Annotated in this window: 21 protein-coding genes and 1 pseudogene; 15 read left to right on the top strand and 7 right to left on the bottom strand. The window is 46.3% G+C overall.

Annotation, left to right across the window (positions count from 1 at the left end; genetic code table 11):
- Position 1: 1 nt before the first annotated feature.
- The 3 genes from ligA (at position 2) to BZ167_RS06060 (ending at position 4,453) form a co-directional block, all read left to right on the top strand.
- On the top strand, positions 2–2,008 hold the full coding sequence (gene ligA, locus BZ167_RS06070; RefSeq protein WP_061890465.1) for an NAD-dependent DNA ligase LigA: 2,007 nt from the start codon (positions 2–4) through the stop codon (positions 2,006–2,008).
- A 15-nt stretch (positions 2,009–2,023) separates the two neighbouring features.
- Positions 2,024–3,220, top strand: a complete 1,197-nt coding sequence (locus tag BZ167_RS06065) for a CamS family sex pheromone protein (protein ID WP_040238424.1) — start codon at positions 2,024–2,026, stop codon at positions 3,218–3,220.
- Positions 3,221–3,457: 237 nt separating this feature from the next.
- Positions 3,458–4,453: a phosphotransferase enzyme family protein gene (locus tag BZ167_RS06060; protein ID WP_015416981.1), complete on the top strand. Its 996-nt coding sequence runs from the start codon at positions 3,458–3,460 to the stop codon at positions 4,451–4,453.
- Between the two features lie 36 nt (positions 4,454–4,489).
- Here BZ167_RS06060 and BZ167_RS06055 read toward each other — a convergent pair whose 3' ends face one another.
- Positions 4,490–5,122 carry an MgtC/SapB family protein gene (locus BZ167_RS06055; protein ID WP_228841468.1) on the bottom strand — a complete coding sequence of 211 codons (633 nt, stop codon included), beginning with the start codon at positions 5,120–5,122 and terminating at the stop codon, positions 4,490–4,492.
- 180 nt (positions 5,123–5,302) lie between these two features.
- The gene (gene putP, locus BZ167_RS06050) at positions 5,303–6,781 is read right to left on the bottom strand and encodes a sodium/proline symporter PutP (protein WP_015416982.1); all 1,479 of its coding nucleotides are present in this window, start codon (positions 6,779–6,781) and stop codon (positions 5,303–5,305) included.
- A 421-nt stretch (positions 6,782–7,202) separates the two neighbouring features.
- Here putP and gatC point away from each other — a divergent pair, with 421 nt between their 5' ends.
- From gatC to gatB, 3 genes are read left to right on the top strand one after another with little or no spacing between them, the layout of a single operon-like run.
- A complete protein-coding gene (gene gatC / locus BZ167_RS06045) occupies positions 7,203–7,493 on the top strand; it encodes an Asp-tRNA(Asn)/Glu-tRNA(Gln) amidotransferase subunit GatC (protein ID WP_003155732.1) in 291 nt (96 codons plus the stop codon).
- A 14-nt stretch (positions 7,494–7,507) separates the two neighbouring features.
- A complete protein-coding gene (gatA, locus tag BZ167_RS06040) occupies positions 7,508–8,965 on the top strand; it encodes an Asp-tRNA(Asn)/Glu-tRNA(Gln) amidotransferase subunit GatA (protein WP_007408915.1) in 1,458 nt (485 codons plus the stop codon).
- A 13-nt stretch (positions 8,966–8,978) separates the two neighbouring features.
- Positions 8,979–10,409, top strand: a complete 1,431-nt coding sequence (gene gatB, locus BZ167_RS06035; RefSeq protein ID WP_003155730.1) for an Asp-tRNA(Asn)/Glu-tRNA(Gln) amidotransferase subunit GatB — start codon at positions 8,979–8,981, stop codon at positions 10,407–10,409.
- A gap of 62 nt (positions 10,410–10,471) precedes the next feature.
- Here gatB and BZ167_RS06030 read toward each other — a convergent pair whose 3' ends face one another.
- A complete protein-coding gene (locus BZ167_RS06030) occupies positions 10,472–11,320 on the bottom strand; it encodes a TetR/AcrR family transcriptional regulator (protein ID WP_015416983.1) in 849 nt (282 codons plus the stop codon).
- A 128-nt stretch (positions 11,321–11,448) separates the two neighbouring features.
- Here BZ167_RS06030 and BZ167_RS06025 point away from each other — a divergent pair, with 128 nt between their 5' ends.
- The 3 genes from BZ167_RS06025 to rlmD all read left to right on the top strand — a co-directional run bounded on the left by BZ167_RS06025 (position 11,449) and on the right by rlmD (position 17,189).
- A complete protein-coding gene (locus tag BZ167_RS06025; protein ID WP_015239326.1) occupies positions 11,449–14,592 on the top strand; it encodes an efflux RND transporter permease subunit in 3,144 nt (1,047 codons plus the stop codon).
- A 152-nt stretch (positions 14,593–14,744) separates the two neighbouring features.
- The gene (locus tag BZ167_RS06020) at positions 14,745–15,656 is read left to right on the top strand and encodes a diacylglycerol kinase (RefSeq protein ID WP_015239327.1); all 912 of its coding nucleotides are present in this window, start codon (positions 14,745–14,747) and stop codon (positions 15,654–15,656) included.
- A gap of 147 nt (positions 15,657–15,803) precedes the next feature.
- On the top strand, positions 15,804–17,189 hold the full coding sequence (gene rlmD / locus BZ167_RS06015) for a 23S rRNA (uracil(1939)-C(5))-methyltransferase RlmD (RefSeq protein ID WP_077391975.1): 1,386 nt from the start codon (positions 15,804–15,806) through the stop codon (positions 17,187–17,189).
- 187 nt (positions 17,190–17,376) lie between these two features.
- Here the strand turns inward: rlmD and BZ167_RS06010 are convergent, their stop codons facing one another.
- Positions 17,377–17,844 (bottom strand): hypothetical protein, encoded by a 468-nt coding sequence (locus tag BZ167_RS06010; protein ID WP_015416986.1) that lies wholly within the window; start codon positions 17,842–17,844, stop codon positions 17,377–17,379.
- 347 nt (positions 17,845–18,191) lie between these two features.
- On the opposite strand from BZ167_RS06010, the gene BZ167_RS06005 reads away from it, so the two are divergent.
- Both BZ167_RS06005 and BZ167_RS06000 read left to right on the top strand, forming a co-directional pair.
- A complete protein-coding gene (locus BZ167_RS06005; protein ID WP_003155721.1) occupies positions 18,192–19,145 on the top strand; it encodes an ABC transporter ATP-binding protein in 954 nt (317 codons plus the stop codon).
- Positions 19,146–20,021: an ABC transporter permease gene (locus BZ167_RS06000; RefSeq protein WP_007609910.1), complete on the top strand. Its 876-nt coding sequence runs from the start codon at positions 19,146–19,148 to the stop codon at positions 20,019–20,021.
- A gap of 67 nt (positions 20,022–20,088) precedes the next feature.
- Here the strand turns inward: BZ167_RS06000 and BZ167_RS05995 are convergent.
- The 3 genes and pseudogenes from BZ167_RS05995 to BZ167_RS05985 form a co-directional block, all read right to left on the bottom strand.
- Positions 20,089–20,335: pseudogene (locus BZ167_RS05995) on the bottom strand (TIGR01741 family protein); the annotation flags it as partial.
- 83 nt (positions 20,336–20,418) lie between these two features.
- The gene (locus BZ167_RS05990) at positions 20,419–20,874 is read right to left on the bottom strand and encodes a TIGR01741 family protein (RefSeq protein WP_094032660.1); all 456 of its coding nucleotides are present in this window, start codon (positions 20,872–20,874) and stop codon (positions 20,419–20,421) included.
- A 19-nt stretch (positions 20,875–20,893) separates the two neighbouring features.
- The gene (locus tag BZ167_RS05985) at positions 20,894–22,900 is read right to left on the bottom strand and encodes a T7SS effector LXG polymorphic toxin (protein WP_077391974.1); all 2,007 of its coding nucleotides are present in this window, start codon (positions 22,898–22,900) and stop codon (positions 20,894–20,896) included.
- A gap of 287 nt (positions 22,901–23,187) precedes the next feature.
- On the opposite strand from BZ167_RS05985, the gene BZ167_RS05980 reads away from it, so the two are divergent.
- The 4 genes from BZ167_RS05980 (at position 23,188) to cotJB (ending at position 25,015) form a co-directional block, all read left to right on the top strand.
- Positions 23,188–23,907: a YebC/PmpR family DNA-binding transcriptional regulator gene (locus BZ167_RS05980; protein ID WP_003155709.1), complete on the top strand. Its 720-nt coding sequence runs from the start codon at positions 23,188–23,190 to the stop codon at positions 23,905–23,907.
- 181 nt (positions 23,908–24,088) lie between these two features.
- Positions 24,089–24,373, top strand: coding sequence for a hypothetical protein (locus tag BZ167_RS05975; RefSeq protein WP_061861236.1), 285 nt, complete (start codon positions 24,089–24,091; stop codon positions 24,371–24,373).
- Between the two features lie 146 nt (positions 24,374–24,519).
- Positions 24,520–24,768 (top strand): spore coat-associated protein CotJA, encoded by a 249-nt coding sequence (gene cotJA / locus BZ167_RS05970; protein WP_003155704.1) that lies wholly within the window; start codon positions 24,520–24,522, stop codon positions 24,766–24,768.
- Positions 24,752–25,015, top strand: a complete 264-nt coding sequence (gene cotJB / locus BZ167_RS05965) for a spore coat protein CotJB (RefSeq protein ID WP_007408934.1) — start codon at positions 24,752–24,754, stop codon at positions 25,013–25,015. Before cotJA ends, cotJB begins: the two co-directional genes overlap by 17 nt.
- The last annotated feature ends 2 nt before the right edge of the window (positions 25,016–25,017 follow it).

Below are 25,017 nucleotides of genomic sequence, written 5' to 3'. Positions count from 1 at the left end.
GATGGACAAAGAAACAGCGAAACACCGGGCAGAAGAATTGCGCCGCACCATCGATCAGTACAGTTATGAATATTACACCTTAGATGAACCGAGCGTGCCGGATTCCGAGTACGACAGACTGATGCAGGAGCTGATTGCCATAGAGGAAGAGCACCCGGAGCTCAGAACGCCTGATTCGCCCACACAGCGGGTCGGGGGAGCGGTGCTTGAATCGTTTCAAAAGGTGCAGCACGGCACGCCGATGCTCAGTCTCGGCAACGCATTTAACGATGATGATCTCCGCGATTTTGACCGCCGGGTCCGTCAGGCTGTCGGTGACGGCGTCGCTTATAATGTGGAGCTGAAAATAGACGGTCTTGCTGTTTCTCTCCGTTATGAAGACGGCTATTTCGTCAGAGGCGCGACAAGAGGAGACGGAACGACGGGCGAAGATATCACGGAAAACTTAAAAACGATCCGCAACATTCCGCTGAAAATGAAACGGAATCTTTCCATAGAAGTGCGCGGAGAGGCGTACATGCCGAAACAGTCATTTGAAGCGCTCAATGAAGAAAGGCTGAAACATGAAGAGGAGCCGTTCGCAAATCCCCGGAACGCGGCTGCGGGCTCACTCAGACAGCTCGATCCGAAAATTGCAGCGAAACGAAATCTTGACATCTTCGTCTACAGTATAGCGGAGCTTGACGAGATGGGTGTGGAAACACAGAGTCAGGGCCTGAATTTTCTGGATGAGCTCGGTTTTAAAACAAACCAGGAACGGAAAAAATGCGCCACGATAGATGAAGTCATTGAAATGATCGAAGAGCTGCAGGCGAAGCGGGCCGATCTCCCGTATGAAATTGACGGAATCGTCATCAAAGTCGATTCGCTCGACCAGCAGGAAGAGCTCGGGTATACGGCAAAAAGCCCGCGCTGGGCGATTGCTTATAAATTCCCGGCGGAAGAGGTCGTGACAAAACTGCTCGATATCGAACTGAATGTCGGAAGAACGGGCGTCATTACGCCGACCGCCGTTCTGGAACCGGTAAAAGTCGCGGGAACGACGGTCTCAAGAGCATCCCTTCACAACGAAGATTTAATTAAAGAGAAGGATATCCGCATTCTCGATAAAGTGGTCGTCAAAAAAGCGGGCGACATCATCCCTGAGGTCGTCAATGTCTTAATCGAACAGCGGTCCGGGGAAGAAAAGGAATTCAATATGCCGACCAGCTGCCCTGAGTGCGAAAGCGAACTTGTCCGCATTGAAGGGGAAGTCGCGCTGCGTTGCATCAATCCGGAATGTCCGGCGCAGATCAGAGAAGGCCTGATTCACTTTGTCTCACGCAACGCGATGAATATTGACGGACTCGGAGAACGTGTCATCACACAGCTTTTCCGTGAACATCTCGTCCGTAATGTCGCTGATTTGTATAAGCTGACGAAAGAGCAGGTCATCCGGCTTGAGCGGATGGGGGAAAAATCAACTGACAATCTGATCAGCTCCATCCAAAAGTCGAAAGAGAATTCGCTGGAGCGCCTGCTGTTCGGTCTCGGCATCCGTTTTATCGGCTCAAAAGCGGCCAAAACACTCGCCATGCATTTTGAAAGCCTGGAAAATCTGAAACAAGCCACGGAAGAAGAGCTGCTTGCGGTAGATGAAATCGGCGAAAAGATGGCCGATGCCGTTATCACCTATTTCCGCAAAGAAGAAATGCTTGAGCTATTGAATGAGCTTGAGGAACTCGGTGTGAACACACTCTACAAAGGCCCGAAAAAAGTAAAAGCGGAGGACAGCGACTCTTATTTTGCCGGCAAAACCATCGTATTAACCGGAAAGCTTGAAGAGCTGTCCAGAAATGAAGCCAAGGCGCAGATTGAAGCGCTCGGCGGAAAGCTGACGGGATCTGTCAGCAAAAAAACAGACTTGCTGATTGCCGGAGAAGCGGCCGGAAGCAAGCTGACAAAAGCGCAGGAATTAAACATTGAAGTATGGAATGAAGCACAGCTATTGGGAGAGCTAAAGAAATAAGAGGAGTGTTTTCTATTGAAAAAGATGTTGGCATTGGCGGCGACGGCAACGGCGGCAGTACTCATGCTGTCGGCCTGTTCGCCGAGTTTCGGGGGAAAAAAAGAGGAAGAGATCACGCAGAAAACGGCAAAGTCTTCTGAAAAAGCGATCATACCGAAATATAATATCTCTGATTCCTACTATAAAATGGTGCTCCCGTTTAAGGCCGGAAAAGCGCGCGGCCTGACCGCGGACCGGCTGAACACGAGGCTGGACATCGATGAATTCGAGACGGGTCTGATGCGGCTCGCTCAAGACACGTTCCCGACGGATGACTATTTGTATCAGGAAGGCCAGTATTTAGATGAGGACACGGTACTCAGCTGGCTTGACCGCAAAAAAGAGGGCAGTGATCTGAAAAAGGCGAAAAAGGCAGACGCCAATTTCCAGAATCTCGGCTTAAACCCCGTGCTGCCAAGCTCGGGATCGGCAAAAGAGAAAAATGAAAACAGCCCGATTTACTTAGCGTCCATGCTTGAGCAGGATTACTTAGTAAGAAAAGATAAAAATTCCATCCAGCTTGGCGGTATCATGATCGGTCTCGCTCTCAACTCTGTATACTATTACCGTGAAAACACAGGTGATCCGCAGCAGGAAGTGGAGCTCAGCGACAAAACGATCCGCAGCCACGGTGAAGAAATCGCCCAGGAAGTCGTTAACCGCCTTCGGAAAATGGATAACCTGAAAAATGTGCCGATTACCGTCGCCCTTTATAAACAAGCGCCGAAAACATCAATCGTACCGGGGAATTACATTGCAAAAACAGAAGTCAAAGCCGGCTCATCCACCATTTCAAACTGGGATGATGTCAAAGAAAAGTACGTCTTCTATCCGGCGGATACAGACACGGCAAAGAAATACCCTGATGATTCCGAAGTATTTAAACGCTTCAAAAACGCCATCGACAGCTACTTCCCGAATTACACCGGAGTCGTCGGAACGGCAATGTACGAAAACGATGAAATGAGAAAAATGAAGATTGAAATCCCGATGCAATTTTACGGGAAAAGCGAAGTCATCGCCTTCACCCAATACTTAACAGGTGAGCTGATGGATTATTATTCAAAAGGCTCAGTTGATGTCGAAATTAACATTACCTCGTCTGACGGGCAGGAAGCGCTGATCGTCCGCAATGCGGGTGACAAAGAACCGACCGTCCATATTTACGATTAACCAAGATGCCCTTGTTCATTTCTGTATGAGCAAGGGTTTTTTTATTGTGAATATCGTTGGAGCGAGGAATGAGGTATGTTAAGATATTTGTATAATCAGGAATTAACAGGAAAACACATTTCATTTCTAAGCGGATGTTACTAATCTGCTGTGAAAAAAGAAGGGCAGGAATGTTGATGAATGACATTTGCTGAGTACACACACCGCCTACAAACGTTATGAAAAGGGTGAATCAGCATGCATAAAGATATTAAAGCGATTTTTGAGGAAGATAAGGTGCTGGCTGAGGCCGGTGAAATATACGGCTTTACCAAATTTCAATTTATTGCGGACGCAGAGAACTACGTATATGAAATTGTGAAAGATAACGAACCGTATATCTTAAAAATTACGCATACGATCAGAAGAACACCGGAATATATTCTCGGAGAAATGGAATGGCTTCATCATCTGGCAAGGGGAGGGCTTTCAGCAGCAAAGCCGATTCCTTCATTAAATGGCAAAGATGTCGAAGAAGTGCCGGATGGAAAAGGCGGAGCGTTTTTAGTAAGAGTCTATGAAAAAGCGCCCGGACGCAAAGTGGAGGAATCAGACTGGAACGGAACCCTGTTTTACGAGCTTGGAAAGTACACGGGGAACATGCACCGGCTGACGAAAAGCTACCGTCTGAGCGATCCGTTATATAAAAGGCAGGAATGGGATGAAGAGGAGCAGCTGAAGCTGAGAAAATACGTACCCGCAGATCAGCATCTCGTATTTGAGCGGGCGGATGCTCTAATGGAAAAACTGCGCCGTTTGCCGAAGAACCCTGAAAACTACGGCCTTGTGCACGCCGATCTGCACCACGGCAATTTCAATTGGGACAACGGAAAAATCACTGCTTTTGATTTTGATGATATCGGCTACAATTGGTTTGTGAATGATATCAGTATTCTGCTGTACAACATGTTGTGGTATCCGGTCATCCCGTATGAAGACAAGGCCGCGTTTACGGGTGAATTCATGACTCACTTTATGAAAGGCTACAGAGAAGAAAATGACCTTGATCCCGCCTGGCTTGAACACATCCCGGATTTCCTCCGGCTGCGCCATATGCTGATCTACGGATTATTGCATCAGGCGTTTGACCTCAATGCACTCGGGGACGAGGAACTTGAGATGCTGAAGACCTTCAGGCGCGATATCGAAAACGAAACCCCGATTACGGAGTATAACTTTTCTGCATTCGTATAAATAGAAAAACGCCGGCTGAATCCAGCCCGGCGTTTTTTATAACGTATCACACTTCACTCCGACGACACCCTGAATTTCTTTAATATCATAATAGACGTCAGTGGTGTAGCGGTTTTTATGAACACTGACTTTCACTTCCATAATCGGAAATTCTTTTTCGCCCAGATCATCAATCCGGACGGAGTGAATGCGGAGCTGTTTGCTTTTCATTTCCTTTAAAATCTCGGTCATTTTGTCTTTATCGGAAAGAGACATTCTCACGCGGATATCTTTTTCCTTCAAGCGGTTGGGACCGATTTTTCTGATCAGCCACGGAAGAAATTCGACACTGATCAGGATAAACAAGAGGCTTGCGAACGCCTCTTTATAAAAGCCGGCGCCTGTAGCCAGACCGAGCCCGGCTGCGCCCCAGATGATGGCCGATGTCGTCAGGCCGGATATGACGTCATTGCTCTTACGCAGGATCACGCCCGCGCCGATAAAACCGACGCCGGAAATGATTTGGGCGGGAAGGCGGAGCGGATCCATCATGATACGGTAATATTTTGGGAAATGATATGCCGCATTAATGCTGACGATCGTCAGCATACAGGAGCTGACGGCGATGACGATACAGGTTTTCAGTCCGAGCGGTTTGTTTTTCAGCTCGCGTTCAAGACCGATGATCATGCCGATCAGCGTGGCAATGCCCAGCTTTAATAAAATGTCTGGTTCGATAGGCCAGCTCAATTTGCACAGCACCTCCGCAATTTTTCTTATAATAAATTGATATGATTTTCTCACAGTATTTATAGCAGGACAAGTGCGGAAGAAAAAAGCCGTCAGGGATAAAATCTGACGGCTTTTTGTCTATTTCTTGTTTTTCAAAAGAGCTTCCATCCGGCTGAACAGCTGATAAGAAGCATCGGCCGGTTTTTTGGTCAGCAGGCTGACGGCAATACCGGCAATCAGACTGAGGAAGAACCCCGGAATGATTTCGTATACGCCGGTTGAAGCGGCAAGCCCTGTCGTGATCCAGATTAAAACGGCCGCGGCCCCGGTAATCATCGCCGCAAGCGCTCCCCATTCATTCATCCGTTTCCAGTACAGACTGAGCAAGAGCGCCGGGCCGATAGCCGAACCGAAGCCTGCCCACGCATATCCGACCAGATCAAGAATGGTGCTGTTCGGATTCATGGAAAGCAAAATGGCGATAACGGCCACGATCAATACCGACAGGCGTCCGGTCATGACCAATTCTTTATCGCTCGCTTCCCGTCTGAAAAAGGCGCGGTATAAATCTTCCGTAATGGCGCTTGCCGTTACGAGAAGCTGTGAGGAAATGGAACTCATGATCGCCGCTAAAATCGCGGACAGCAAGAAGCCCGTAATCAGCGGATGGAACAAGATTTTAGAAAAAATAATGAAAATCGTTTCCGGATCTTTTACGGAGACTCCGAAGTGATGAGAATACGCAACCCCGATAATCCCGGTAAGCAATGAACCGACAACTGAAATAGCCATCCAGCTCATCCCGATTCTGCGGGCGGGTTTTAAATCTTTCACTTCTTTAATCGCCATAAATCGTACGATGATATGAGGCTGGCCGTAATAGCCGAGTCCCCATGCCAAGTATGAAATAATGCTAATGACGCTCGCGCCTTTAAAGATATCCAATAGTTTCGGGTTAACGGCGTTGATCGAATCAATCGTCGTTGAAACGCTCCCGAGCTGGGTAAAAGCAACGATCGGCACAAGCACTAATGCCGCAAACATGATCGCTCCCTGTACAAAGTCAGTCAGACTGACAGCGAGGAAACCGCCAAACAGCGTGTAAAGCACAACAACACAGGCCGTTAAAAACAAACCGAATTTGTAGTCGGCGCCGAATGCCGATTCAAATAACCTGCCTCCGGATACCATCCCGGACGATGTGTACAGTGTGAAAAAGATCATAATAATCACGGCGGAAACAATTTTCAGCAATGATGACGAGTGGCGGAACCGTTTATCGAAAAAATCGGGAATCGTAATCGCATCATCCGCAACTTCCGTGTAAGCGCGCAGCCTCGGAGCAAGCAGCAGATAATTTGAATACGCGCCGATCGTCAAACCGAGCGCCAGCCATAAGGTCGATAACCCCGTTGCGAACATTGCGCCGGGAACTCCCATCAGCATCCATGCGCTCATATCGGCCGCACCTGCGGACAGCGCCGTTACGAACGGGCCGAGTCCTCTTCCGCCCAGCATGTAATCATTAATATTCGTTGTCTTCCTGAATGCGTACCAGCCGATTAACAGCATGGCAGCAAAGTAAATGCCAAGAGATATAATTAGTTCAATACTCACGTTTTTGGACCCTCTCTTCTTTCATGTAAATGTTGCATCACCTCTGTAGATTAGTAGTGCCGGAATATGCGCCGGCGATCCAGCCTTTAGTCATCATTCCATGCGGATCGCATGATTCAGTGCTGGCTATGGTTACTAAACCTAACAAAGTATCCCCGATCAATCAACTCTCGAAACCTGGCCCGCTCAAGGAAAAAACCCCCGCCAACATAGAACAGCTTAGAGATGAAAACGCTACCAATAAATTATAAAAGTAAAAATTTTCTGACATATAATTCGTTTCTCTTTCTCCCCGATTTAGGATAAAATAGAGAGGGTTTCATCATGCCTCAGAAGGCGGCGTTTTGTTGCTTTAGAGGGCTCGTTTTTGATATGATCAGTATTATATGACGAAACGGAGAATTATGCGGAGGTGGATCTTATGTCACGAATTTCTATAGAAGAAGTAAAGCATGTCGCTCATTTGGCGAGACTCGCCATTACGGATGAAGAAGCTGAAATGTTCACAGAACAGCTTGACAGCATCATCTCGTTTGCCGAGGAGCTTAATGAAGTGGACACGGATAACGTGGAACCGACAACACACGTGCTGAAAATGAAAAACGTAATGAGAGAAGATGAAGCGGGTAAAGGCCTTCCGGTCGAGGATGTCATGAAAAATGCTCCCGATCATAAAGACGGCTATGTCCGTGTGCCATCTATTCTGGATTAAAGGAGGGAGACAGTATGTCATTATTTGATCACAAAATCACAGAACTGAAACAAATGATACATAAAAAAGAAATCAAGATTTCCGATCTTGTTGATGAATCTTACAAACGGATCGCATCCGTGGATGATAAGGTGCAGGCGTTTTTACAGCTTGATGAAGAAAGAGCCCGCGCTTACGCGAAAGAACTTGACGAAGCGGTTGACGGACGGTCTGAACACGGTCTTCTCTTCGGAATGCCGATCGGCGTCAAGGACAACATCGTGACCAAAGGGCTTCGCACAACATGCTCAAGCAAAATCCTCGAAAACTTCGATCCGATTTACGATGCGACGGTTGTGGAGCGCCTTCAAGCCGCTGAAGCCGTCACGATCGGAAAGCTGAATATGGATGAGTTCGCGATGGGTTCTTCTACTGAAAACTCCGCGTACAAAGCGACGAAAAACCCTTGGAATCTCGATACGGTTCCCGGCGGATCAAGCGGCGGTTCCGCAGCGGCGGTTGCCGCGGGCGAAGTGCCGTTTTCACTCGGATCTGATACGGGCGGCTCCATCCGCCAGCCGGCTTCTTTCTGCGGCGTCGTCGGATTAAAGCCTACATACGGACGCGTGTCGCGTTACGGTTTGGTCGCTTTTGCGTCTTCACTGGACCAGATCGGACCGATCACAAGAACCGTAGAAGATAACGCATTCCTGCTTCAGGCGATTTCAGGCCCGGACAAAATGGACTCTACGAGCGCCAATGTCGAAGTGCCGGACTTTCTTTCTTCATTAACTGGCGATATTAAAGGCTTAAAAATCGCCGTACCGAAAGAATATCTCGGAGAAGGCGTCGGCAAAGAAGCGAAAGAATCGGTTTTAGCCGCTTTAAAAGTGCTTGAAGACCTCGGAGCGACATGGGAAGAAGTATCTCTGCCGCACAGCAAATACGCGCTTGCGACGTATTATCTGCTGTCTTCTTCCGAAGCGTCTGCAAACCTTGCGCGCTTTGACGGCATCCGCTACGGCTACCGCTCAGACAATGCGGACAACCTGATCGACCTTTATAAACAGACACGCTCTGAAGGCTTCGGCAATGAAGTGAAGCGCCGCATCATGCTCGGCACCTTCGCGCTCAGCTCCGGCTACTATGACGCGTATTACAAAAAAGCGCAAAAAGTGCGCACGCTTATTAAGAAAGATTTTGAAGACGTATTTGAGAAATACGATGTCATCGTCGGACCGACAACGCCGACACCGGCATTCAAAATCGGCGAAAAAACCAGCGATCCGCTCACAATGTACGCCAACGATATTTTAACGATCCCTGTCAACCTCGCGGGTGTGCCGGGAATCAGCGTGCCGTGCGGATTTGCGGACGGACTGCCGCTCGGACTGCAAATCATCGGAAAACACTTCGATGAAGGCACTGTATACCGCGTCGCTCATGCTTTTGAGCAGGCAACAGATCATCATAAAGCGAAACCTGAACTGTAAGGGGTGAAATGAAGTGAACTTTGAAACGGTAATCGGACTTGAAGTCCATGTGGAATTAAAAACAAAATCTAAAATTTTCTCAAGCTCACCGACGCCATTCGGCGCGGAAGCGAATACCCAAACGAGCGTCATCGACCTCGGCTATCCCGGCGTGCTGCCCGTTTTGAACAAAGAAGCGGTCGAATTCGCGATGAAAGCCGCAATGGCTTTGAACTGCGAAATCGCAACGGATACGAAGTTTGACCGAAAAAACTATTTCTATCCGGACAACCCGAAGGCATATCAAATTTCTCAATTTGACAAGCCGATCGGCGAAAACGGCTGGATCGAAATCGAAGTCGGCGGAAAAACGAAAAAAATCGGCATTACCCGTCTTCACCTTGAAGAAGATGCGGGAAAACTGACGCATACGGGCGACGGCTATTCCCTCGTTGACTTCAACCGCCAGGGCACGCCGCTTGTCGAGATTGTATCTGAGCCGGATATCCGCACACCGGAGGAAGCTTACGCATATCTCGAAAAGCTGAAATCAATTATCCAATACACAGGCGTTTCCGACTGTAAAATGGAAGAAGGTTCACTGCGCTGTGACGCCAACATTTCCCTCCGTCCGATCGGCCAGGAGAAATTCGGCACAAAAACGGAGTTGAAAAACCTGAACTCCTTCGCGTTCGTGCAAAAAGGACTTGAGCATGAAGAAAAACGCCAGGAGCAGGTGCTTCTGTCAGGCGGAGTCATTCAGCAGGAGACGCGCCGTTACGATGAAGCGACGAAAAAAACCATTTTGATGCGTGTCAAAGAAGGTTCGGACGACTATCGCTATTTCCCTGAGCCTGACCTTGTCGAGCTCTACATCGATGACGAATGGAAAGAACGCGTAAGAGCAACCATTCCTGAGCTTCCGGACGAGCGCCGCAAGCGTTATATCGAAGAGCTCGGCCTGCCGGCTTATGACGCAATGGTTCTGACGCTGACGAAAGAAATGGCTGATTTCTTCGAAGAAACGGTCAATAAAGGCGCAGAAGCCAAGCAGGCATCAAACTGGCTGATGGGTGAAGTCTCAGCTTACCTGAACGCCGAACAAAAAGAGCTTGAGGATGTCGCACTGACTCCTGAAGGCCTTGCCGGCATGATTAAGCTGATTGAAAAAGGAACCATCTCGTCTAAAATCGCGAAGAAAGTCTTTAAAGAATTAATTGAAAAAGGCGGCGACGCAGAAAAAATCGTCAAAGAAAAAGGCCTCGTGCAGATTTCTGACGAAAGCGTGCTTCTGAAGCTGGTAACAGATGCGCTTGACAGCAACCCGCAGTCAATTGAAGACTTCAAAAACGGAAAAGACCGCGCGATCGGCTTCCTTGTCGGGCAGATTATGAAAGCCTCAAAAGGACAGGCCAACCCGCCGATGGTCAACAAGATCTTACTTGAAGAAATCAAAAAACGATAAAAAAAGCAGCCGCCTCTAAGGGCGCTGCTGACACGGAGACCGGTAAGCGCCGGTCTCTTTTTTTATAAGATGAAATAGGTTTCAATGGAAGCCTGCAGCGTTTCAATCTGCTCATTTCCGCTGCCTGCCAAGTTGGACAGCATTCCTTTAATAATCGGTTTTCGCGGCTCTTCCTTTGCACATTCCTCTTCAATGACTTCAAGCGATACGAGGACGTCCTCAGGCAGCCCCTGCTGTGCTTTTATCTTTTGAATATCCGCAAGCAGTCTTTCTCTGTCCGCCGCGGGCTGAGTGAAGATATCCTCAGGCAGCAGCGGATCGGGATTGTCTCTTATCAGTCCCGTAATCAGATCATCAATTCTGGCAATCAGAAAGGCCGCCACGTTTTCCGTCCGGAATGCCGTATGTTCATTAAAAATCAAGAAATGAATATAGGAGCTCACAATTCCTTGCGCCATAACGGACGCATCCGCTAAAAACGGTGTGACGGCATCTCCGTAAACGGAGAGCAACGCATCCCGATACAGCATGTTAAATTGAATATTGGCCTCATGAAAATACTGTTTGACCTTTTGATTTTCAGGAATGACCTTTTCGCTCAGCAAGAGGATGATAAAGTCCTTGTGTTCCATAAATTCCTGGAATTGATATGCGATTTGTTTTCGGAATACGTCCTTAGGCGGTTTATGCTGATGTTCTGTTTTGATTTTCTTTATTTCTTCCATAGACATGCCGATGTAATACTCACATGCTGACAGCAAAAGGTCTTCTTTTGATTTGAAATGGAGATAGAAGGCTCCTTTTGAAATTCCGCATTCGCCGGCGATTTCCTGAATGGTTGTTGAAGAAAACCCTTTTTTGGCAAATAAATGGATGCCTGTTTTTATGATTTTCTCTTTTTTTTCGTTCATGACGTGCTTCCCCTTAATCCTGAAAAATTTAGAAAAATTTACTGCCTTATTAGTTGACGATGTTGAGTTATACCGTTTAGTATTATATAGAATGACCAGTCAGTCAATAAAAATTAACGGAGGACATGATGAACCACATTATTAACTTTGTACTGAAGAACAAATTCGCAGTTTGGCTGATGACGATTATCGTTACTGTAGCAGGGCTGTATGCCGGTATGAATATGAAGCAGGAATCCATACCGGACGTCAACATGCCTTACCTTTCAGTAAATACGACTTATCCCGGAGCTGCTCCGAGTCAAGTTGCGGATGACGTGACAAAACCGATCGAGCAGGCGGTCCAGAATTTAGAAGGAGTGAGCGTCGTAACGTCCACATCCTCTGAAAACGTCTCATCGGTTATGATTGAATATGATTACAACAAGGATATGGACAAGGCGAAAACCGAAGTCGCTGAAGCGCTGGACAGTGTCAGCCTTCCTGACGACGCGAAAAAACCTGACATTTCCCGTTACAGCCTCAACTCTTTCCCGATTTTGACGCTCAGTGTGACAAGCGGCAAAAGCTCGCTTGAAGACCTGACCAAAAATGTGGAAAACACTCTCGTTCCTAAGCTTGAAGGCATTCAGGGCGTTGCGTCTGTGCAAGTTTCCGGACAGCAGGAAGAGCAGGTGGAATTCTCTTTCAAAGACAAAAAAATGAAAGAGTACGGACTTGATGAAGATACCGTCAAGAAAGTGATCCAAGGCTCTGACGTCAATACGCCGCTTGGATTGTATACGTTCGGCAACAAAGAAAAATCAGTTGTCGTTAACGGAGATATTACGTCAATTAAAGATCTGAAAGATATGAGGATTCCGGTCACATCTTCTTCTGCCGCTCAAGGTCAAGCGGGCGGAGCCGGTGCGGCATCTGCGGCGGACGCTCAGGCTATGCAGCAGGCACAGCAAAGCGCGTCAGCAGGGGTGCCGACAGTCAAGCTTTCTGACATTGCCGACATTAAAGATGTGAAAAAAGCTGAATCCATTTCCCGCACGAACGGAAAGGACAGCATCGGAATTAATATCGTAAAAGCCAATGACGCCAACACGGTAGAAGTGGCCGATGCGATTAAAGATGAACTGAATCAATACAAAAAAGACCATAAAGGGTTCAAGTACAGCTCGACTCTTGATATGGCAGAGCCGATTACAGAGTCGGTGGATACGATGTTAAGCAAAGCGATTTTCGGCGCGATTTTTGCGGTCGTGATCATTCTCTTATTCTTAAGAGATATTAAATCAACGATGATTTCTATCGTTTCCATCCCGCTGTCACTGCTGATTGCGCTTCTTGTGCTGAATCAGCTTGATGTCACATTAAACATAATGACGCTCGGTGCGATGACGGTCGCCATCGGACGGGTAGTCGACGACTCGATTGTCGTGATCGAAAACATTTACCGCCGCATGAGGCTGAAAGATGAACCTTTACGCGGGAAGCAATTGGTGCGTGAAGCGACGAAAGAAATGTTTAAACCGATCATGTCATCAACGATCGTAACCATTGCCGTATTCCTGCCGCTTGCCATGGTCGGCGGACAGATCGGCGAACTGTTTATGCCGTTTGCATTAACAATCGTCTTCGCGCTTGCCGCATCACTGTTGATTTCGATCACACTGGTGCCGATGCTTGCGCACAGCTTATTCAAAAAATCGCTCACAGGCGCGCCTGTTAAAGCGAAAGAGCATAAGCCGGGCAGATTGGCCAATTTCTATAAAAAAGTGCTGCATTGGTCATTAAGACATAAATGGATTACATCTATCATCGCGGTTCTGATGCTTGTCGGCAGTTTGTTCCTCGTACCTCTGATCGGCGCGAGCTACCTGCCTGCGCAAGCGGACAAAACGATGCAGCTCACATACACGCCTGAACCGGGCGAAACGAAAAGCGAAGCTGAAAAAGCTGCGCAAAAAGCGGAAGACATGCTGCTTAAACGCAAACATGTCGATACCGTTCAGTATTCATTAGGCTCGCAAAGTCCGCTCGGCGGAAGCTCAAACGGCGCATTGTTCTACGTGAAATACGAGGATGACACGCCTGATTTTGACAAAGAAAAAGACAATGTCTTAAAAGAAATCAAAAAAACATCCAGCCGCGGCGAATGGAAATCACAAAATTTCAGTTCGTCAGGCAACAACAACGAATTAACGTACTATGTGTACGGAGATTCAGAGTCTGATATTAAAGGCACGGTCAAAGACATCGAAGGCATCATGAAAAAGCAGAAAGATCTGAAAGACGTCAACTCAGGCCTTTCCAGCACATATGATGAGTACACGTTCGTCGCTGACCAGGAGAAACTCAGCAAGCAGGGCCTGACGGCTTCGCAAATCTCCCAAGCCCTGATGTCCCAAACGTCACAGTCTCCTTTGACAACGGTGAAAAAGGACGGCAAAGAGCTTGATGTGAACATCAAAACAGAAAAAGACCAGTATAAGAGTGTAAAAGAATTAGAGGATAAAACCATCACATCGCCTGCAGGCCAAGAAGTAAAAATCGGCGATGTGGCGAAAGTGAAAAACGGCACGACATCCGATACCATTTCCAAACGCGACGGCAAAGTGTACGCTGACGTAACGGCAACCGTCACTTCTGACAACGTCACGAAGGTGTCATCAGCCGTTCAAAAGAAAGTTGACAAACTGGATCACCCGGACAATGTATCGATTGATACCGGCGGTGTATCAGCGGATATTGCTGATTCCTTTACGAAACTCGGCTTAGCAATGCTTGCCGCAATCGCCATCGTATACCTCGTTCTTGTGATCACGTTCGGCGGAGCATTAGCGCCGTTTGCGATTCTGTTCTCGCTTCCGTTTACAGTCATCGGCGCATTAGCCGGACTGTATGTATCCGGAGAGACGATCAGTCTGAATGCCATGATCGGTATGCTGATGCTGATCGGAATCGTCGTCACAAATGCGATTGTGTTAATTGACCGCGTCATCCATAAAGAAGCGGAAGGCTTATCGACGAGAGAAGCGCTCCTGGAAGCCGGCTCTACGAGATTGCGTCCGATTCTGATGACGGCGATCGCGACAATCGGCGCCCTGCTTCCATTGGCATTGGGCTTCGAAGGCGGAAGCCAGGTCATTTCTAAAGGACTCGGTGTCACTGTTATCGGCGGTTTAATCAGTTCGACTCTGCTTACCCTTCTGATTGTGCCGATCGTATATGAAGTATTAGCGAAATTTCGTAAGAAAAAACCTGGAACGGAAGAAGAGTAAGACAGCGGGCCTTGGCTCCTTAAACGGAGCCGGGGCCTTTTTTCTTCTGGCAATTCCTGTACATATTGTTGCGATTTTCTCAAGTCATAGTATAATTAAAGGTTGTTAGTGTTAATAATGGATCGGATACTCTTAAGTAGGATGATGAGATAATGAAACGTGCACGCATAATATACAATCCGACTTCAGGACGGGAGCTTTTTAAGAAAAATCTTGCCCAGGTCCTGCAAAAATTTGAACAAGCCGGTTATGAAACCTCCACCCATGCCACCACATGCGCGGGGGATGCCACCAACGCCGCAAAAGAAGCCGCTTTGCGGGAGTTTGACTTGATTATCGCAGCCGGCGGAGACGGAACGATTAATGAAGTCGTCAACGGCCTTGCGCCGTTAGACAAACGCCCGACACTCGGCATCATTCCGGTCGGCACGACAAATGACTTCGCCAGAGCGCTGGGCATTCCGAGAGAGAATATACTGAATGCCGCTGATACCGTCATTAACGGCGTAGCCCGCCCGATCGACATCGGACAGGTGAACGGTCAGTATTTTATCAACATCGCCGGCGGAGGCCGTCTGACGGAGCTGACGTATGATGTGCCGAGCAAACTGAAAACGATGCTCGGCCAGCTTGCTTATTATTTAAAGGGAATGGAAATGCTGCCTTCACTTCGACCGACAGAAGTCGAGATTGAATATGACGGCAAGCTGTTTCAAGGCGAAATTATGCTGTTTTTAGTGACGCTGACCAACTCGGTCGGCGGATTCGAGAAGCTGGCCCCTGATTCCAGCCTAAATGACGGCATGTTTGATTTAATTATTTTGAAAAAAGCCAATCTCGCGGAGTTTATCAGAGTCGCGAGCATGGCGCTCAGAGGCGATCATATTAACGATCAGCACATTATTTACACAAAAGCGAACCGTGTGAAAGTCAATGTATCAGAAAAGATGCAGCTGAACCTGGACGGCGAGTACGGCGGCATGCTGCCGGGCGAATTCGTGAACCTGTACCGGCATATTCACGTCATCATGCCGAAGGAGAAAGCGGAACAGCTGGATGATTAATACGCGGACAAAATCCTAAAACAGTATTCGTTTTAGGATTTTGTCATCTTTTCAGCGTGATCGGAAACCTTTGAAGGCTGACATTGAATTTGAAGGTTTGCCAGCACGCTGAAACAAGGCTATTGGTAAAACTAGAGGTGATTATAGATGAAAATGAAACCCCCGATAGAAAAAAATGAATACTATGATGTGACATTTGAGGATTTGACGCACGAAGGAGCGGGCGTCGCAAAGGTTCAGGGCTTCCCGATTTTCGTGCCGAACGCCCTGCCTGAGGAAAAAGCGCAAATCAAAGTGACACGCGTCAAAAAAGGCTTCGCTTTCGGCCGCTTAATCGAGCTGAAGGAAGAAAGCCCGCACAGAACGGATGCCCCGTGCCCAATCTACAAACAATGCGGCGGCTGCCAGCTTCAGCACATGACCTATGAAGGCCAGCTCTTGTTTAAACAGAAACAAGTCAAAGACGTCTTAGAACGGATCGGCAAGCTGGATCTGTCCAATGTCACCGTGCACCCGACGCTCGGCATGGAAGACCCGTGGAACTACAGAAACAAAGCGCAGGTGCCGGTAGGAGAAAGAGAAGGCGGACTCGTCGCCGGATTCTATCAGCAAAGAAGCCATGACATCATCGATATGAGCGCCTGCCTGATCCAGCAATCCAAAAACGACGAAGCCGTTCAAGCTGTCAAAGATATTTGCGCCTCATACGGCGTCAAAGCCTACAACGAAGAACGCCACAAAGGCTGGCTCCGCCACATCATGGTCAGATACGGCGTCGTCACGGGCGAAATGATGATCGTCTTCATCACAAGAACAAGCGATTTCCCGCATAAAGCGAAGATCATCGAAGACATCACGACGCAATTCCCGCACGTCAAATCAATCGTGCAGAACATCAACCCAAATAAAACAAACGTCATCTTTGGGGACGAAACAAACGTCATCTGGGGCGAAGAATACATCTACGACCTCATCGGAGACGTCAAATTCGCCATCTCCGCCAGATCGTTCTATCAGGTCAACCCGGAACAGACAAAAGTGCTCTACGACAAAGCGCTTGAGTACGCGGAGCTGCAAGGGGAAGAAACCGTCATCGACGCCTACTGCGGCATCGGAACGATTTCTCTCTTCTTAGCGGAGCAGGCGAAGAAAGTATACGGCGTCGAAATCGTGCCGGAAGCCATTGAGGATGCAAAACGCAACGCTGAGCTGAACGGCATCACGAACGCGGAATTCGCAGTCGGAGAAGCGGAAACCGTCATTCCAAAGTGGTACGAAGAAGGCATCACGGCAGATACGCTAGTCGTCGACCCGCCAAGAAAAGGCTGCGACGAAGCGCTGTTGCGCACAATCATCGACATGAAACCGAAGCGGGTGGTGTACGTCTCCTGCAACCCAGGAACGCTTGCAAGAGATCTGCGGGTGCTTGAGGATGGCGGGTATCAGACGCTCGAAGTGCAGCCTGTGGATATGTTTCCGCATACGAATCATGTGGAGTGTGTGGCTGTGCTGGAATTAAGAGAAGGCAACTAACCCTTAGGGATGGTTGCCTTTTTTTAATCCGCATTTTTTTGCATTCAGGACGAACTCGTGACATGAGAGGAGTACCAGAAGATGTTTGGCTAACGCCTATAATATAGCTTTCTATACATCTCTTTATGTAATAAAGGGTACCTTTTTAGGAACCCTTTATTAATATTCATCTAGAGGGGCAGCTTTTTTAATACACTTTCATATCTTGTTTTTTCTCCTTACTAATCATTACTTTTTCTAAATAACTCTTAAGAAATACATTATCTATCCTATCCGGAATGTAACCCAGACGTTTATTTAATATATTCTCTATGATATACATTTTCTTTGTGTAATATTGGTAACTATCCGTTGCAATTTGAACATTTTCTGATTCATTTCCCTTTTCTGATTCAAGTCGAGATTTATATAGCTGATCATACTTCTGTTTGCGTATTTTTCTTGAGAGCCGCAGTAAATGAAATAATTCAATTGTTGGCAGAGTCATTAGTTCTGGTGTAGACTTATCCAAATCTAATTCAGAAGTATGCTCACGATATTCTATGATTTCACGTTTGCCATCTCTCTGAACATTATGTATGTACATTAAGCAAAAACTACAGTAATACTGATTATCCTTTTGAATTGAAGTTGCACAATAAGGGCATGTTTCCATTACGTTCTCCTTTCTGAATATTCTAAGATAATATGTATTTCGGTTACAAACAAGAATTTTAAATAGTATTAGAGATTCTTAACAAAACCCTTTTTATGATAAAGGGTTTATTGATTACAGCATGTATAAGTTTCATGCAAAATCAATAAGTGATCCCTATGTATAGAAAATCCACCGAGCCTAAACCCAATAACAAAACGCGAAAATAATAAATTATATTGTTATAATCATGATAATTATTTATAAAAAGATAATAAAGTTGGATAAAAATGAGAAAATCCTGGCGGAAATGACGATATAAAGTTAGTGAACAACGGTATAGACTCTTACTTTTCGAGGTGAACAGAATGGGAGAAGAACAAGACATTATTACAGTAACCGATCTGCGCAAAAAATATGGATCATTTGAAGCAGTGAAAGGGGTATCCTTTTCTGTCAAACGCGGCGAGCTGTTTGCATTTCTGGGAACGAACGGTGCAGGGAAATCGACCACTATCGATATTCTCTGTACGCTGATTAAAAAGACATCCGGAAAAGTGGTAATAGACGGTTATACGCTTGGTGAGGGGAAAGAGAATAATCATATCCGCAAAAAGATTGGGGTTGTCTTTCAAGAGAGCATTTTGGATGAACGATTGACCGTTTATGAAAATATCATGAACCGCGGACAATATTATCATTTAAGCAAGGCACAAGTGCAAGAGAACTATCAGTTTGTAACAGACTATTTAAAATTGGATGATATTAAGGAGAAAAAATACAGCGATTTGTCAGGCGGACAAAGAAGAAGAGCGGATATTGCCCGTGCTATCATCCATAAACCGACAATATTATTTTTAGATGAGCCTACTACAGGCCTTGATCCGCAAACGAGAGTTTTTGTTTGGAATGCGATTAAAAGGCTGCAGGAAGAAACAAACATGACGATCTTTTTAACGACCCATTACATGGAGGAGGCCGCTGTGGCTGATAACGTTGTGGTCATCAAAGAAGGACGTCTGATCGCAGAGGGTACACCGAGTCAGCTGAAAGATCAATATGCGTTTGACAGTCTGCATATGATGTTTAAGCAAGGCGTTGATCCGACTGCATGGTTTGAAAATAAACAACTGGATTTTACGGTTAAAAACTCTATTTATTCCCTTCGTGTAGAGTCCACTCTCCAAGCGTTTGACATTTTGAAAGGTCTTGAAGGAAAAATCGAATCTTTCGAGGTGATTAAAGGGAATATGGATGATGTGTTTATCCATATTATCGAAGAACAAGGAAGCAGTTTGCCAGTAAAGGGGAGCATTGCATAAATGAAGTCTTTATCCAGTTTAATCAGCAGAAATATAAAAATATACTTCCGTGATCGAACACTTTTGCTTCTTTCTTTGCTGTCAGTATTTATCGTCATTCTGTTATATGCCGTGTTCTTACAGCAGACACAGCTGGACGCCATTAAGGCCTTGGTCGGTTCGACAGATGATTCCAAAGCAATGGTGAACGAATGGATGGTGGCGGGATTGCTGTCCATTACAGCTGTGACAACGACTTTAGGCGCTTTCGGAATTATGGTGAAAGATAAAGAAAGCAAGAGAACGTATGACTTTTTAACAGCTCCTTTATCAAGGGCGACCATCCAATTGAGCTACGTCATTCATTCATTTGTCATCGGCTTGATCTTTTCATTCATCGCCTTTTTAGGCTGTGAAATTTTTCTCGTTTCAACAGGCAGCAAACTTTTAAGCGGAACAGATATACTTGAAGTATTGGGGATCATTATTCTTTCAGTTGCACTGTCAAGTTCCATAAATTTATTTTTAACGCTGTTTATTCATACACAAAATGCATTTTCGACGTTAAGTACGATTGTCGGAACAGCCATCGGTTTTTTATGCGGAGTATATGTGCCGATCGGCGGCGTACCGGTGTTTGTGCAGAAGATTATTATGTACTTCCCTATCAGCCACACCGCCGTTCTGTTCAGAAAAGCGTTTATGACAGACTCAGTTGATAAGGTATTTAAACATGCCTCTGCGGACCAAATACAGGAATATGAAAAGCATTACGGGATCGTCTACAAGTTAAACGGCCATTTTATCAGTACGGCAGCAAGCTTGTGGATCATTGTCATTACAGCCATCATATTTACCGTCATATCTATTTTCATATTTAAAAAACAAAATAAATAACTTCTTCAGACGATACATAACGATGTAACAGGCAGCATCCGTTTACTGGATGCTGTCTGTTTTGTTTATCATTATTCTTTTTGTGCTCAATTCTAAAGAGTTCTCGGATTTCTCTTGAAAAGTGTTGAAGATATCTTTATTTACACTGTATCGGGCTGGTATATCTTGTGAATAAATAAGTTGATGTTTTTCTGGTGTCGTGAAGTGAAAGAGGACCATGGTAGAGTCACTTCTGCATAAAGATATATTTTTGTCCATTCACAAGGTATGATGTCATTTAATTTCTTACTAATAAGCTGGTACAGATCTTGCATTTTCCAACCTTTTCACCTTCAATCGTCGAGAAATCCTAGTTATAAAAAATAGCCCAGCAGAGAAGCGCTGAGCCATTATTGATTTATAGACCGAAGTAGCTTATTACAAATTCTTTATCGTCCTCATCTTCAGGCAAAATCCCCAAGTTTTGATATTCCCATATTGCGATTCTTTCATATCCATCTAAATCTGATGCTAAAATATCATCATAATTATAATCTAATTGGAATTCTCCGCTACGATCCAATGTTAGTGTAAGGTTAGTCCAAACATCATCGTTATTATTTCTGTGTTCAGTTTTTAATTCTTCAAAAAGTTCTCTTAGTTCTCTTAACAACGTCTTGAAAATGTCCTTGCTTACGTTGTAATGGCTAGGTATATCTTGTGAATAAATAATTTGATTATTTTCGGGTGTTCTGAAGTGAAAAAGAACCATTGTGGAATCATCTAATACTTCTGCATAAAGATATATCTTTGTCCATTCACCAGGTATAATGTCATTTAGTTTTTCTCCAATAAGTTGATATAAATCTTGCATTCTCTTAGTTTCCATTAGGTTAACCCCCTCGCTGATTTTTAATAGAGACGCTTATTTCTTTTCTGCTCCCAATTTTGTAGGTTACATCGAAATATGATGGTCTAAGTGAATCTCCAGAATAGACTGGTTCTATTTGAACTGCTACTTTTTTAGGTGGTTTTTTGCTTAGGGCTTTTGCCCACTCTTGCTCCATCTCGTACCATTTCCCGCCGCTCCTATTAATCTGAGAATTCATCGGCACGATGTTGTCGAACTGGCCTGAGCCTTTGAATTGGGTGGCGATTAGGTGGCCTCCGTCGTCATCTGTCAGACGGTCTGGTTTACCTGCTTTTGACTGTGCATATTGGTTGCGTTTTGTTTCTCCCAGCTGCAAGTCTGCTTTGACACTTGTAATTCTACCATAGTTGTCAGTGGTGTACGTGTAGCCTTCTTTTGTTTTGTAGATGACATTCGGCTTCAATACTTTCTTTCTGGTCCATTTCGCAAAATGCTCGCCGTATTTGACCGTTACCGGCGGTACATGCGGTGCCGGTGTCCGTCTGCCGCTTGCGGAGGTTCCGTACGGTTTCGGCAGGATGACCTTGGCGAATTTCTGAAGTCCTTCTTTAAGTGTGACCCCGTTGACTGCGTTGTAAGGAACGCCTGCCGGCACTAAGTCGTGACGCGGATGATACGGGAGAATATCAGCCAGGGTGAGATCTCCGATTTGATTTAACTTGGTTTTGACACGTTTTTTTGATACTTCGATGCCTGTGTTTACTTTTTGTTTGATGTGATCAACGGTTTGTTTTGAGACCGTTATCGCTTTTTGTGCTGTGGCGGATTTGCTTGCTGCTGTTTTGACTTTGGTTGTCACTTTGGCGGCTGTGCCTGTTTTTGAGACGGCGCCGACGCCTTTTGTGCCGACAACTGATGTCACAACGGTGCCCACTGCATATGACACCCATCTTGCTCTGGAGTAGGTGTCGCCATTCACCATGTCTTTTTGGTACGATTCTTCGATTGCCGCTGAAATGGCTTCATACGTTTTGATCGGGTGAGCCACCGCTCCTGTAATGGCTTCAACCGTTCCGCCCGGATCTGTGACCATATCCCACAGGCCTGTGACCGCGTCTTTTCCGGAATCATAAAGGCCGACGGCAACGCCTTTGAAACCGTCTGTAAGTTCACGCGTGTTTTCAATTTGAGTGAAGTAGCGCTGCTGTTCTTTTGTCAGGTTTTTATAGCCGATTGTTTTGGCCATTGAGTAGAATTCATCGGCATTCGCATAATCGTAGTTTTTCAGTCTTTCTTTCAGTTTTTCAATCTCCCGCTCTTTCGCCTCTTCCTTCTTAATCGTCAAATAAGCATCCGAATGTCTTGCAATCTCGTCTTTTTTCTTATGGATGTCGCTTTCACGGTACGCTTTGGCGTTGTAGTGAAGCGGCGTGGCGCTTTTTCCTTTGCCTGTTGCGTTTTGAAGCTGCTGGAAGTCAGCTTGGATAAAATGTTCATTTGCTTCGGTTTCTGCGTATTCTTTCGTTAGATCGTGATCAAGCTTGCCGAGCTTATGTATCGTTTCGCTTCTTTTTTTGTCAGCTGAAGAGAGCTTCTGATCTGTGCTTTCGGTTGAAAACAGATCAAGCGAGATGATGTCTTCGATCTCTCCGAGGATGGAGCGCATGTCCTTTTTCTGCTCTTCCATAATCGCCTTTGATTTACTGAGGGCGTGGGTGAGCTCATGCTCCAGAAATGATTCCTCCACATGCGAATTAGAAAGTCCGGCATCTTCGACCTTACCGGGAAGGCTTGTGAGAAATGCGATTTTCATATCGATCAGATCAAGCCAGCTGTCTGTGACGCCGGCGTGGTCCTTGAAAAAAGCTTTGATGTTATTGGCGCCCCGGCCAGAGAAATCATTGTCACCAAGATCAGCCATACCTTGAAACGCTTTTTTTAGATTGACCATCTGGCCGCGCAGTTCTTTGTATTCACTCGCACGCTGTTTGGCAGCTGTCAACAAGCTGTTTGCTTCGAAAACTTTCATGACCATATCCTTTCTTTTGTTCGATATCAAAATTTTACCACGTAAGTCAGGATATACAGTGTAGGAAATAGGTAATAAGAATAAAATGAATCTTTTGGCTTGCGACTTCCTTCCTGTATGAAGGGAGGCTTTTTATGTTTTGTATAATAACCCTCACATTCGGCTTACTGTTTTAAGCGTGCCTGTTTTTTCTAATGTCTTACACTCGAAACAACCCAACCGCTGAGGTATAATAGAAGCAGAGTATTTATCATACAGATTCAATTCGTGAAAGAGAGTGGAACAAAATGGGCCGTAAGTGGAACAATATTAAAGAAAAGAAAGCATCGAAGGACGCAAATACGAGCCGGATTTACGCGAAGTTCGGCCGTGAGATTTATGTGGCGGCAAAACAAGGCGAGCCAGATCCGGAATCGAACCAGGCGTTAAAAGTGGTGCTTGAGCGCGCGAAGACGTACAGCGTGCCGAAAAATATTATTGAGCGTGCGATTGAAAAGGCGAAAGGCGGCGCGGAGGAGAACTTTGACGAGCTGCGTTACGAAGGTTTCGGGCCGAACGGTTCAATGATCATCGTTGATGCGTTAACGAATAATGTAAACCGCACGGCGCCTGAAGTGCGCGCCGCATTCGGGAAAAACGGCGGAAATATGGGTGTGAGCGGGTCTGTCGCTTACATGTTCGATGCGACTGCCGTTATCGGCGTTGAAGGCAAGACGGCGGATGAAGCGCTGGAATTGCTGATGGAAGCTGATGTGGACGTGCGCGATATTTTAGAAGAGGATGACAGTGTGATCGTGTATGCCGAGCCTGACCAATTCCATGCCGTGCAGGAGGCATTCAAAAATGCCGGCGTTGAAGAGTTCACGGTTGCGGAGCTGACGATGCTTGCGCAAAATGAAGTCGAGCTTCCGGAAGATGCGAAAGCTCAATTTGAAAAGCTGATCGATGTGCTGGAAGACCTCGAAGACGTACAGCAGGTTTATCACAATGTAGATTTAGGCGAATAAAGACAAAAAGGCCGGGGCGGCATAAGTCCCAGCCTTTTTATTTTGCTTAAGCGGTCAGCCTGTATCGTATTTTTCTCCGTAAGCAATTATTGATTATTTCGCCAAAACTGGGCGGATGCCCATACGTTTCCTTCCGGATGTCATAAACTGGACTGTAACCTATGTGAAGGAGCGATAAATCATGAATGAAAGAAGACCGATTTACGGCGGCGGCTATGGCGGCGGCTATGGCGGCTACGGAGGCTACCCGGGGTACGGTTTTGGCGGCTACGGCGGCTTCGGAGGATATCCGGGATACGGTTTCGGCGGAGGCTACGGCTACCCGGGATACGGTTTTGGCGGTTACGGCGGCTACGGCGGCTACGGAGGCTTCGGGGGATATCCGGGATACGGTTTTGGCGGCTATGGCGGAGGCTACGGCGGCTATCCGTTCCATCATCATCATCGGGAAAGCCAATATATCTGACCATTCGGGAAAAAGCACTCTTGGAACAGCAAGAGTGTTTTTTTGTGACCGTTTCTAAGCGCTGGCTTTTTTATTATCTTACAGGGCATAAATGCCGATACGGATTCATACCTATTAAGGTCATGGTTTAGGAAAGGAGGATCGTAATGAAAGAAAATCAGCCGTTTACACCGGTCAAATCCTATAAACCCTTCCACAGCCGGTTTGATCCCTGCCCGCCGATCGGGAGAAAATACTACAGAACGCCGCCGCATCTTTATATGCGGTTTCAGCCGTATCACTTGGAGCAGTTTTCTCCGATGGAGGCATTGAGAAAAGGGACCCTTTGGAAGGATCTTTACGATTTCTATGATAATCCTTATCGGGGGGGAATCGAATATGGCGAAAAAGATTGATGATGAATATTATCGGCTGCTGGAGCAAATCCAGGCGGCGGACTTTGTCTTGGTGGAGCTGACGCTTTATCTGGATACGCATCCCCATGACCGTCTCGCGCTTCAGCAGTTTCATGAATATTCCCGGTACTCAAGACAGCTGAGAAAGCGGTTTGAGCCTGAGTACGGACCGCTTCTGCAATTCGGCGTGAGTCAGGTCGGCGCTCAATGGGACTGGGGCCGCGGTCCTTGGCCATGGCAAGTATAAGG

This window comes from Bacillus sp. 275 (genome assembly GCF_001999205.1).
Classification (GTDB): Bacteria; Bacillota; Bacilli; order Bacillales; family Bacillaceae; genus Bacillus; species Bacillus velezensis.
Note: the sequence above shows the minus strand (reverse complement) of the source record. Positions and strands in the feature narration are given on the sequence as shown.